Origin of the sequence: Prevotella sp. tc2-28 (genome assembly GCF_900107705.1) — a bacterium.
Classification (GTDB): domain Bacteria; phylum Bacteroidota; class Bacteroidia; order Bacteroidales; family Bacteroidaceae; genus Prevotella.
Genome location: NZ_FNRE01000005.1, coordinates 111286 through 121994, shown reverse-complemented (window position 1 = coordinate 121994; position 10709 = coordinate 111286). Strand labels below are relative to the sequence as shown.

The window sequence follows — 10709 nt, the reverse complement described above, 5'->3', positions numbered from 1 at the left end:
GGTTAGCGTTTGTAGAGACGGACACCCACCTCGGAAATGCCAGGCAGCATCTCGCGTTTCATATCGTGACGGACACAGATGCGCAACGAGTCGCCCTTGCTCAATTGCAAGGTTGTCAGGTGAAAGGTGTTTTGATATTTGCTGATGCCGCTTCCTAAGGGATGACCTCGTTTGTTAATCAAGTCGCACAGTAGGGTATCTGTGCGCTTCTCATGAGTGTTTATCTTGGTTTGCTCAATGATGAGGCATAGCTTCATGAAAGGATAATTGCCGTTGATGCGAACCCCGATCTCTTCCATGTAGTTGCCGTCTTTCTGAATCGTCGGAATGATGTATCTTAGCGTGTCGTTGCGCTCCCATCCGTTGAGAGATGTGTGCAGATAACGGTTATAGACGGTTTGCTGGTTGCAAGCCATCATAAGGAGGACGAAGAGTCCTCCTATATATAATAAGGTGTGGTTATTCCTTCGCATTCGTGGGTTGTTGTCCGCCTGGTGCCGGCTTTCTGGGCTTCTTCTTCTTTTTCTTCTTTGCACGGTCGAAGCGGTTGATATTCTCCTGCGTAGCCAGGTCGATAGGTCCTGCAGGTGCCTTCTTGCTAGCATCCTCAGTCAGTGAGATGGGTTTTTCTCCCTTTCGGTTCATCTCTATAATCTGTTTGGCACGCTGAGCCGTGATGGTTTCCAGGTTGGCAGCGATGTTCTTGTCGGTGGAGTAGGTGACCAGTCCAGCCAGGATGTCTGCCTTGAAATAGTAGTAGTCGTTGTCCTGCGTCTGCAGCATCGCCTCCTTGGAAGGCAGTTTTCTGCTGGCTTCCACGTAATCGTCGACCTCGTAGTTCAGACAACACTTCAGCTTGGCGCACATACCTGCCAGTTTCTGGGGGTTGAGTGAGATGTCCTGGTAGCGGGCTGCTGAGGTTCCGACACTGACGAAGTTCTTCATCCAGGTGGCACAGCACAACTCGCGTCCACAGGGTCCTGTTCCGCCAATCAGTCCGGCCTCCTGTCGGGCACCAATCTGTTTCATCTCAATGCGCACGTGGAAAGTAGCAGCGAGGTCCTTGATGAGCTGACGGAAGTCTACGCGCTCGTCGGCGATATAGTAGAAGATGGCTTTGTTGCAGTCACCCTGATATTCTACGTCGCCTATCTTCATGTTCAGTCCCAGTCCCTTGGCAATCTGGCGGCTCTCAATCATCGTAGCGTGCTCACGAGCCTTGGCTTCGCGAAATTTCTCCATATCATTGGGTCGTGCGATACGATAGACACGCTTGATGTCGTCGGCACTTTTCAGGTTGGCCTTCTTTAACTGTAGTTTTACCAAGCGTCCAGTGAGGGTAACCACACCGATGTCGTGTCCAGGGTTGGCTTCTACGGCTACGATGTCGCCCTTCTTCAGGTCGAGTTTGTTGACATTATGATAGTAACCCTTACGGGTGTGCTTGAATTGCACCTCCACCAGGTCTGTCGTGTCTATGTTTCCAGGTACGTCAGCCAACCAGTCATACGTGTTCAGCTGTCTGTCCTGTCGTCCTACGGCATGCTTGCACAGTCCACGGTCACATCCTGTTTTGATGGTCAGTTCTTTTTCCATTTATCTTATTTTATTTCTGAATCAATAATACAATCATTTTCAGCGCCATGTCGAAGAATACAATCTTGGCATTGGCGTTCTGCCCGATGTCGCGGATGGCTCTGTTGACCAGTTCGCTGATAGGCAGGATGTTGGCTTCGTTGATGAAGCGGGCGAAGTTCTTGGCAAAATCCTCCTCGCGTTGTGTCATGTAGCATAGTTCCTGTTGGTGGAAGTTGTACATGAAGTTCTCACGAACAAGTCGCAGGAAATATTCCAGGAATCGCTTCTGCTTCTCACGTCCCATTGTTGCCATACGTTCCGACCAGGTTTTCAGGTCTTTGACCTTGCGCAGGTAAGCCAGTCGCATCAAGGTCTGGAACATGTCCAGGAAGAGTTCGTTCTCCGAATCGGCATTTAGCATCTCGAGTGCTTTCAGCCAACTACCGTTAGCCATGCGAGCCGTGCGATGGGCCACCTCTTCGGTCAGTCCGCGCTTGTCACGAAGAGCCTGTTCGATATCTTCGTCAGTGAGGCGCTTTACGTCTATGCGTTGTACGCGACTGCGGATGGTTTCCAGCAGTCGGTCGGGCTCTTGGCAGACCATGATGAACACCGTCTGCGAAGGTGGCTCTTCCAGTAGTTTCAGTATCTTGTTGGCACACTCAATGTTCATGCGCTCAGGCAACCAGATAAGGCTGACCTTGTAGCCCCCCTGGCTGGATTTCAGCGACAACTTCCTGATCAGGCTGTCGCTCTCGCCAGCAGTAATGATGGCTTGCTGGTTCTCGCCCCCCATCTGTTCCATCCATTCCGTCATCGTGAAGTAGGGACCCGCCATAATCAGTTCGTGCCACTCCTTGGCGAAGTCGTCACTAACGGGCTTGTGGTCACCCATAGACGGTAGCTTGATGGTAGGATAGGTAAAGTGCAAGTCGGGGTGTTCCCATTTCTGAAGCATCGGACTGTCGCCCAGCAGCATCTTGGCAAATCCCATTGCCAGCGCCATCTTTCCGCACCCTTGCGGTCCGCACAGCATGATAGCATGGGGCAAACGGCCTTCGCTGACCATCTGTTGCAGGCGCTCCTGCGCCTCCCGTTGTCCTATCACCTGTTCAAAAGCCATAATCGGGGACAAAGTTACAAAAAATAGTGCGAAATGCCAAATTTGTTAGGGCATTTTACAATAGCCGCCTGGCAACTTCAGCCACCGAGTCGACTGCCGAGACGGTGTAGAAGTGGATGTTATGAACGCCGTGTGCATACAGTTCGCGACATTGCTGTGTAGTCCACTCAATGCCCAACTGCATCGCCTGCTCGTCCGTCTTGCACTTGACGATTTCCTTTGCCAGCGCCTCGGGGATGTCACAATGGAAGGTCTTGGGTACCACCGTCAGCTGACTCAGTTTCGCCATCGGCTTGATGCCTGGAATGATGGGGATGGTGATGCCCATCTGACGAGCCTTCTCCACGAACTGGAAGTATTTCTCGTTGTCGTAGAACAGCTGCGTGACGGCATATTGCGCGCCCAAGTCCTGCTTCTGTTTCAGGTATTCCATATCGCGTTCCAGGTTGGGCGCCTCCTCGTGTTTCTCAGGATAGCAAGCCACTCCGAAGTCGAACTTCGGTCCTGGATGCTTGATGGGTGTGCCGTCGGCGAAGAATCCCTCGTTGAAGCGTACCACCTGTTTGATCAAGTCTGTTGTGTGGGCGTGTCCGCCTGGAGTAGGGGTGAAGCGACTGTCCTCCTTGGCCTTGTCGCCACGAAGCAACATGAGGTTGCGGATGCCCAGGAACTGCAAGTCCAGCAGTTCGTATTCTATCTGTTCGATGGTCTGTCCACTGCAGATGACGTGTGGCTCTACGGGGATGTTATACCGTTGCTTGATGGCTGACGCGATGGCTATCGTGCCAGGTCGTCTGCGGATGCGCTGGCGCTCGAACTGTCCGTTGTCCAATTCCTTGTATACATATTCCGAGTGGTGCGTCGTGATGTTGATGAAAGCCGGATTAAACACCGCCAGTTTGTCGATGGTGCGGAACAAAGCTTCCGTGCCGTTTCCCTTTAACGGGGGCAATACTTCGAACGAGAAACGATGCTCGTCACTTGTTTGTTGGTTGATATAGTCAGCTACTGTCATGTTGTTAAATTGAAATGGTGCTACAAAATTAGTTAAAAAGTTGGAGAAAACGCAAGGATTTCGGAAAAAAAGTTTTACTTTTGTGCGTTCATTTTTAAAAGTGCTAACGTAAAACGCTAATAAATTAATATGGAATACCAAAAGAGAGGTAGTTCGGCTTACCTGTTTTCTATTGTGTTGGTCGCCGTTTTGGGCGGTTTGCTTTTCGGTTATGATACCGCTGTGATTTCTGGCGCAGAAAAGGGCCTTCAGGCGTTCTTTGCCAATGCTCAGGATTTTACCTACACTGATGGCTGGCATGGGTTTACTTCCGCCAGTGCATTGATTGGATGTATCATCGGTTCGGCCCTGTCGGGGTTCCTGGCTACCAACCTGGGGCGTAAGCGCACGCTGGTGATTGCCGGTGTCCTGTTCTTCGTCTCCGCCTTAGGTTCTATGGAGCCCGAGTTCATGTTCTTCTCGCATGGCGAGCCCTCCTTCTCGCTGCTGCTCATGTTCAACTTCTACCGTATCATCGGTGGTATCGGTGTGGGCTTGGCATCAGCGGTATGTCCCATGTATATTAGTGAGATTACCCCTTCCAACATCCGTGGAATGATGGTCAGCTGCAACCAGTTCGCCATTATCTTCGGACAGCTGGTGGTCTACTTTGTCAACTTCTTCATTCTGGGCGACCACATCCAGCCCGTTGTCGAGGAGATGGGCAAGGGCTTGGCAGCTATCAACCCTGCTGCTCAGTGGACCGTTACCACGGGATGGCGCTATATGTTCGGCTCCGAGGCGATACCTGCAGGCATGTTCGCCCTGCTCATCAGCCTTGTTCCGGAAAGTCCCCGTTTCCTGGTTTCTGTAGGCAAGGACCAGCGTGCCCTTGAAGTACTTGTTAAGATTAACGGTACCGATCGCGGACAGTTCATCCTGAATGCCATCAGGGAGACCCTGGTGCAGAAGACCGAGAAGCTGATGACCTACGGTGCCATGTGTATCTTCATCGGCATCATGCTCAGCGTCTTCCAGCAGGCTGTGGGTATCAATGCCGTGCTCTACTACGCACCGCGTATCTTTGGCGACATGGGAATGGAGAACCCGATGGTCATCACCGTCTTCATGGGTGTCATCAACCTCCTCTTCACGCTGGTAGCCATCTTCACGGTGGAGAAATGGGGGCGCAAACCCCTGCTCATCAGCGGTTCGCTGGGTATGGCGCTGGGTGCCTTCGGCGTTGCCGTCACCTTCGGTCGCGCCGGCCTGGAGCTCGTCACCGCTGTCTCACTGCTCGTCTATGCGGCTTCGTTCATGTTCTCATGGGGCCCCATCTGCTGGGTATTGATAGCCGAGATATTCCCCAACACCATTCGTGGTGCTGCTGTTGCCATCGCCGTTGCCTTCCAGTGGATTTTCAACTTCATCGTCTCGTCAACGTTCGTGCCCATGTTCAACATGCACCTGACGGAGGGCGACGACTTCGGACATTGGTTCACCTACGGACTCTACGGCATCATCTGTCTTGTCGCTGCTGTCTTTGTATGGCGACTGGTTCCCGAGACGAAGGGCAAGACGCTGGAGGATATGACCAAGCTATGGCGCTGGAGGGCTTATGTGCCTGGTGAGAAGCCTCATGACGGTAAGACCTATTAATAGATGTATGAGGTATGATGGATGATGGATGAGGTATGATGTATGATGTAAGAGGTAAGAAATAAGATAAATGCGATATGAAGAAAATTCTGATTGCAGAGGACAACGATAGCAACTACCTGCTGATGACCTATATCCTGAAAGGGCACTATGAGTTCTCCCATGCTACCAACGGACAGGAGGCCGTGCTGAAGGCGCTGGCTGAGCGCCCGGATATGGTACTGATGGATTTGAAGATGCCTGTTATGGACGGCTTGGAGGCTACCCGGCAGATTAAGTCGCAGATGCCTAACCTTCCCGTGCTGGCTGTTACTGCTAATGCCTTCGACAACGATCGTCAGCGGGCGATGGACGCGGGTTGTTGCGACTTCATCTCCAAACCGGTCAATGCTGCCGAGTGTCTGAAAATAATTGCGAAATACATCTGATACCTTTAGCGTGTGAAAAAACTGAAGAATATAATTGGCGGAAAACTCGTCATACTCCTTATGCTGAGCAGTGTGTTCGGCATATTCTCCTGTACCAGTGTTGACGACAACGAAGGAGGCTACACCCCGCCATATACGGGTGTTCCCCTCGTGATATACGACACAGACCTCGGCTCGTCCACCGACGACCTCATCGCCTTGCGCATGCTCTATAACTACGCAAACGAAGGGCGTTGCAAACTGCTCGGCGTCGTGGTGAATCGCGAAGGGGAGGATTGTGCCGCTGTGGCTGACGTGATGAACACCTACTACGGCTATGGCTACCTGCCCATAGGCCTAGAGCGCGACGGTGTCAAGGATCCACACGTGTTTATCAATTACAAGAAGCTCTATGAGCATACCACCCCCCAGGGTGAACTGATGTTCAAAAGAACCTATAGCGACTATTCCAAACTGCCCGACGGATGGAAACTCTACCGCCAGTTGCTGGCCTCGCAGCCAGATAACTCGGTGAGCATCTGCTCTACGGGTTTCATCTCCTGTATTGCCCAGCTGCTGGGTTCGGAGCCTGACGAGTTCTCGCCGCTGAACGGCGTCGAACTGGTCAGACAGAAGGTGAAGTGCCTCTACCTCATGGCGGGTGTGTTCACCACCTCCGAGGAGCCCGACTATAACTTCCTGCAGGCTCCGTTGTTTGCAGAGGAGTTCTTTGACCTATGGCCTAAAGATGTCGATATCGTATTCTCACCCATGGAGGTGGGCAACGAAATCGACTACACGCCCGAGACCGTCATCCAAGACATCTCCTGGACCGATATCCATCCCATCAAGCAAGTCTATATGACCTACGACTGTGACACAGGCCAGCGCATGTGGGACCCGCTGACTGTCATCCAAGCCGTTGAGGGCGATGCACTGTTCACACTCTCTGAGCGTGGCATCGTCAACCTTACCGAACATTGCGCCACCGTGTTCACACCATCGCCCACAGGCAACTGTCGTTATCAGAAACCCGTTACCAAAGCGTGGTTTACGACCATGCTGGACAAGATGCGCGTTATCGGCAAACCGTGAAAACGATAGATGGTTAAGATAAAAAGAGGTGCCGCCACCATTGACGACACCTCTTTGTTTTTGCTGTCACGCTTGTCACGCTTTCTATTGGTGCAATTGTGAAAAATCTCAACACTTACCGTACACTCCCGTGCCCCCAAAAATCTGCTCTCCCGCAAAAAAATGCTCCCTCACTAGGAAGATTTTGCGCCCTGCCCAGGAAATTTTTTCTGTTAATAGCCGCCCAACACCAGCTCCGCCATCCGCCGTCCGATTGGTAAAAAAATTAACAGCAAACAAAATGCCTGGATCATCTAGACAATCTAGATAATCTAGAAAATCTTGCTCATCTAGTTCATAAGCCGCGCGCCTTGAGCAGACTGGACGCATCAGGCTGCTGCATACCCGTGAAGTCGCTGAACATCTGCATCAAATCACCGGTATTGCCACGACTCAGGATCTTGTCGCGCATGGCCTGTCCGGTCTCGCGCTTCAAGGCGCCGCGCTGGGCAAAGACATCGGCGATGTTGACTGCCAGCACCTCCGTCCATAGATAGCTGTAATAGCCGGCAGCATAGCCTCCGCCCCATACGTGGTTGAAGTAGCTGGTGCTGTAGCGGGGAGGAATCTGCGCGTTCAACAGACCTATCTGGCGCAGAGCCTCGCTCTCGAAGGCTGCGGCTTTGTCGGGGGTGGGCACATCCTTGGCAGGCAACATGTGCCAAGCCAGGTCGAGACAGGTGGCTGCGAGGTTCTCGCCCAGGGCATAGGCCGTCTGGAAGTTGATGCTCTTGAGCATGCGCTCCTTCAGTTCGGCAGGCATCTGCGCACCCGTCTTGTAATGGCGCGCAAAGTGGTCGAACACCTGGGGAATGGCTGCAAACGACTCGTTGAACTGCGAAGGCATCTCGACGAAGTCGCGTGCCACACTGGTTCCTGCCAAGGTCTCGTATTCGCAGTTGGACAGCATGCCGTGCAGGGCGTGACCAAACTCATGGAACATGGTGGTCACCTCGTCCCATGTCAGCAGCGAAGGCTCGCCATCAGGGGCTTTTGCCGTATTACAGACATTGAAGATGATGGGCAGGTGCTTCCAACGGCGAGTCTGCTCCTGGAAGGCGTCCATCCAGGCTCCTCCGCGCTTGGTGGGACGACGGTAGTAGTCGCCATAGAACAGTGCCATGGGCTTGCCGTCCTTGTCGATAACCTCAAACACGCGCATGTCGGAATGGTAGGTCGGAATGTCGGTGCGCTCCTTGAAGGTCAGTCCGTAGACCAGGTTGGCGGCATAGAACACGCCATTGACCAGTACGCTGTCGACATTGAAGTACGGCTTCACCTCGTCGTCGGAGATGTCGAGCATCGCCTTCTTCATCTTGGCAGAGTAGTAGAAGCGGTCGTAGGGTTGCAGCTGGAAATCGGCACCCTCGCTCTTGCGGGCAAAGTCCTCAATGGCCTTCGTCTCGGCATCGGCCTTGGGCGCATACGCCTTGATCAGATTCTTCAGGAAGTCGTAGACATGCTCAGGTGTCTTCGCCATCGTGTTCTCCAGCGAGTAAGCGGCATAGTTGGGATAACCCATCAGCTCGGCCTGCTCGGCACGCAGCTTGGCTATCTCGCTGACTATCGCGAACGTGTTGTGCTTGGCGTTGGTACCGTCGGCACGGTGAATGCTGGCCTCGAAGACCTTCTTGCGCAAGTCGCGGTTGTCGAGGGTGGCGAGCAAAGGCTGCTGGGTGGTGTTGACGATGACGATGGCGTAGGGCGCCTTGCCACCACGACTCTCGGCATCTTTCTGGCATTGGGCCATATCGGCGTCGCTCAGGCCTGCCAGCTCTTCCTTCTTGTCTACCCACACCACTGCGTCGTTGGTGGCGTCCTGCAGTTGGTCGCCCCATTGCTGTTGCAAGTCGCTGATGCGCAGGTTGATGGCTTTCATGCGTTCCATCTTGTCGGCAGGCAACAGGGCACCCTTGCGGACGAAGCCCTTATAGATTTCCTCCAACAGCTTCTGGTCCTCGCCCGTCAGCTGGTCGTGCTGCTTGTCGTAGACCTGTCGGATGCGCTCGAAGAGTGTCTTGTTGAACGCAATCTCGTTCTCCAAATCGGTCAGCATGGGCTGCACCTTCTTCTCTATCTCGCCAATCTCAGGTGTCTTGTCGGCATCCACTAGGGGGAAGAATGTGCGACTGACATGATCGAGCAGCTTACCACTGTCTTCGAAGGGCAGGATGGTATTCTCGAAAGTCGCCGAGTCGGGGCAGTCCACAATTTTCTGGATATTGTCGCGCTTGTCCTTGATAGCGGCCTCGAAGGCTGGCAGATAGTCAGCGGTCTTAATCTTACTGAAATCGGGAGCGCCAAAGGGCAACGAACTCTCAGCCAGCAGCGGATTCTCTTGCGTGTGCTGTTGGCAGGCGTTAAACGATAGCATCGTTACGGAAGTCATACCGATCGCTAAAATAGTTCTTGTATTCATCATGATTCATTATTAAAGATAACCCAATGCTCGCAGGATGTCGTTGAGGTTGGCCACCACCATGAGCAGGATGAGGATGCCGAAACCGACATACTCAGCGCGTATCATGAACGTCTCGGAGGGCTTGCGGCGCGTAATCATCTCATAGAGCAGGAACAGCACATGACCACCGTCCAAGGCAGGGATGGGCAGGATGTTCATGAAGGCGAGGATGATAGAGAGGAAAGCCGTCATCTTCCAGAACATGTACCAGTCCCACATCGGCGGGAACAGGCTTCCGATGGCTCCGAAGCCGCCCAGCGACTTGGCACCCTCGGCGGAGAAGATGTACTTCAGGTCGTCGACATAGGAGGCAAGGACGTGGAATCCGTACTGGATACCTGCGGGGATGCTCTCGAGGAAGCCGTACTCGCGGGTGACGGGCTTATAGAGTCCTGCGACGCTCTGCACGGTGAAGCCCAGCTTCAGGTCGGGCGTCAGCACGGTGGTGTCTTCTCTCAACTCGCCGTTCTTGTCTTTCACCACCAAGGCTACCGTTCTTGCCTTGATACTGTCAGCATGGCTCTCAGCTACAGCCAACATGTCGGCACGACGACCCAGCAGGTCGACGAACTCATTGTAGCTGTCTACAGGGTCATCGTTCATGGCCACAATCTCGTCGCCCTTCTGCAGACCAATCTCAGCAGCTGGCGTCTTGGGCAGCACGCTGTCAATCTTGGCAGGCAGCAACGGGCGCACGAACGACGGGTCTGCCTTCATCATGTTCAGCAGGTTCAGGTCGCCAGGCAACTGGATGCACATGGACTTGCCGTTGCGGATGATGTCCACGCGATGTGCCTCGGAGATGTCGCGGTAGAGGTCGGCGGAGAAGTCCTTGAAGGCATTCTTCTCCGTGCCGAGCAGGATGTCGCCGTCCTTGAATCCGTACGACTTGGCTTCCTGGTTGAACTTCATACCCAGCGTCATATCCTTCACGGGGATGTAGGTGTCGCCCCACCAGAACAGGATCTGTCCGTAGATGAACAGGGCGAGCAGGAAGTTGACCAGCACACCGCCAATCATGATGAGCAGGCGTTGCCAGGCAGGCTTGGCGCGGAACTCATAGTTCTGTACGGGTTGCTTCATCTGCTCCGTGTCGAAGCTCTCGTCAATCATACCCGCTATCTTGCAGTAGCCACCCAGTGGCAACCATCCGATGCCGTATTCCGTATCGCTGTTCTTGGGCTTGAACTTGAACAGGCTGAACTTCCAGTCGAAGAAGATGTAGAACTTATCAACCCTCACTCCGAAGAGCTTGGCGAAGAAGAAGTGACCACCCTCGTGCAACAGGACGAGCAGTGAGATGGCCAGAATGAATTGTAATACTCTGATTAAAAATATTTCCATAATTTATTT

9 protein-coding genes are annotated in these 10709 nt (G+C 53.2%); 3 read left to right on the top strand and 6 right to left on the bottom strand.

Features of this window, described 5'->3' with window-relative positions; translation table 11 throughout:
- Positions 1-2: 2 nt before the first annotated feature.
- Genes BLU47_RS06160 through metF form a run of 4 tightly spaced genes read right to left on the bottom strand, consistent with a single transcriptional unit; the run spans position 3 to position 3716 of the window.
- Positions 3-473: a gliding motility lipoprotein GldH gene (locus tag BLU47_RS06160; RefSeq protein ID WP_091959915.1), complete on the bottom strand. Its 471-nt coding sequence runs from the start codon at positions 471-473 to the stop codon at positions 3-5.
- The gene (locus BLU47_RS06155) at positions 460-1596 is read right to left on the bottom strand and encodes a PSP1 domain-containing protein (RefSeq protein ID WP_091959913.1); all 1137 of its coding nucleotides are present in this window, start codon (positions 1594-1596) and stop codon (positions 460-462) included. The genes BLU47_RS06160 and BLU47_RS06155 overlap by 14 nt, the downstream gene beginning before the upstream one ends.
- A gap of 10 nt (positions 1597-1606) precedes the next feature.
- Positions 1607-2701, bottom strand: a complete 1095-nt coding sequence (locus tag BLU47_RS06150) for a DNA polymerase III subunit (RefSeq protein WP_091959910.1) — start codon at positions 2699-2701, stop codon at positions 1607-1609.
- Between the two features lie 55 nt (positions 2702-2756).
- Positions 2757-3716, bottom strand: coding sequence for a methylenetetrahydrofolate reductase [NAD(P)H] (gene metF / locus BLU47_RS06145; protein ID WP_091959908.1), 960 nt, complete (start codon positions 3714-3716; stop codon positions 2757-2759).
- Positions 3717-3845: 129 nt separating this feature from the next.
- Between metF and xylE the strand changes: the two genes are divergently transcribed.
- The 3 genes from xylE to BLU47_RS06130 all read left to right on the top strand — a co-directional run bounded on the left by xylE (position 3846) and on the right by BLU47_RS06130 (position 6856).
- Positions 3846-5354, top strand: coding sequence for a D-xylose transporter XylE (gene xylE, locus BLU47_RS06140; protein ID WP_091959905.1), 1509 nt, complete (start codon positions 3846-3848; stop codon positions 5352-5354).
- 77 nt (positions 5355-5431) lie between these two features.
- Positions 5432-5782 (top strand): response regulator, encoded by a 351-nt coding sequence (locus tag BLU47_RS06135; RefSeq protein WP_091959902.1) that lies wholly within the window; start codon positions 5432-5434, stop codon positions 5780-5782.
- Positions 5783-5794: 12 nt separating this feature from the next.
- A complete protein-coding gene (locus BLU47_RS06130) occupies positions 5795-6856 on the top strand; it encodes a nucleoside hydrolase (protein WP_091959900.1) in 1062 nt (353 codons plus the stop codon).
- A gap of 334 nt (positions 6857-7190) precedes the next feature.
- On the opposite strand, the gene BLU47_RS06120 is transcribed toward BLU47_RS06130, so the two are convergent.
- Both BLU47_RS06120 and rseP read right to left on the bottom strand, forming a co-directional pair.
- The gene (locus tag BLU47_RS06120) at positions 7191-9314 is read right to left on the bottom strand and encodes a M3 family metallopeptidase (protein ID WP_091960176.1); all 2124 of its coding nucleotides are present in this window, start codon (positions 9312-9314) and stop codon (positions 7191-7193) included.
- 12 nt (positions 9315-9326) lie between these two features.
- The gene (rseP, locus tag BLU47_RS06115) at positions 9327-10700 is read right to left on the bottom strand and encodes an RIP metalloprotease RseP (protein ID WP_091959895.1); all 1374 of its coding nucleotides are present in this window, start codon (positions 10698-10700) and stop codon (positions 9327-9329) included.
- Between the last annotated feature and the right edge of the window lie 9 nt (positions 10701-10709).

What these genes read in the sequence shown, in the direction of transcription:
- BLU47_RS06160 (WP_091959915.1), bottom strand. Translation starts at nt 473, where the DNA reads ATGCGAAGGAATAACCACACCTTATTATATATAGGAGGACTCTTCGTC.
- BLU47_RS06155 (WP_091959913.1), bottom strand. Translation starts at nt 1,596, where the DNA reads ATGGAAAAAGAACTGACCATCAAAACAGGATGTGACCGTGGACTGTGC.
- BLU47_RS06150 (WP_091959910.1), bottom strand. Translation starts at nt 2,701, where the DNA reads ATGGCTTTTGAACAGGTGATAGGACAACGGGAGGCGCAGGAGCGCCTG.
- metF (WP_091959908.1), bottom strand. Translation starts at nt 3,716, where the DNA reads ATGACAGTAGCTGACTATATCAACCAACAAACAAGTGACGAGCATCGT.
- xylE (WP_091959905.1), top strand. Translation starts at nt 3,846, where the DNA reads ATGGAATACCAAAAGAGAGGTAGTTCGGCTTACCTGTTTTCTATTGTG.
- BLU47_RS06135 (WP_091959902.1), top strand. Translation starts at nt 5,432, where the DNA reads ATGAAGAAAATTCTGATTGCAGAGGACAACGATAGCAACTACCTGCTG.
- BLU47_RS06120 (WP_091960176.1), bottom strand. Translation starts at nt 9,314, where the DNA reads ATGAATACAAGAACTATTTTAGCGATCGGTATGACTTCCGTAACGATG.
- rseP (WP_091959895.1), bottom strand. Translation starts at nt 10,700, where the DNA reads ATGGAAATATTTTTAATCAGAGTATTACAATTCATTCTGGCCATCTCA.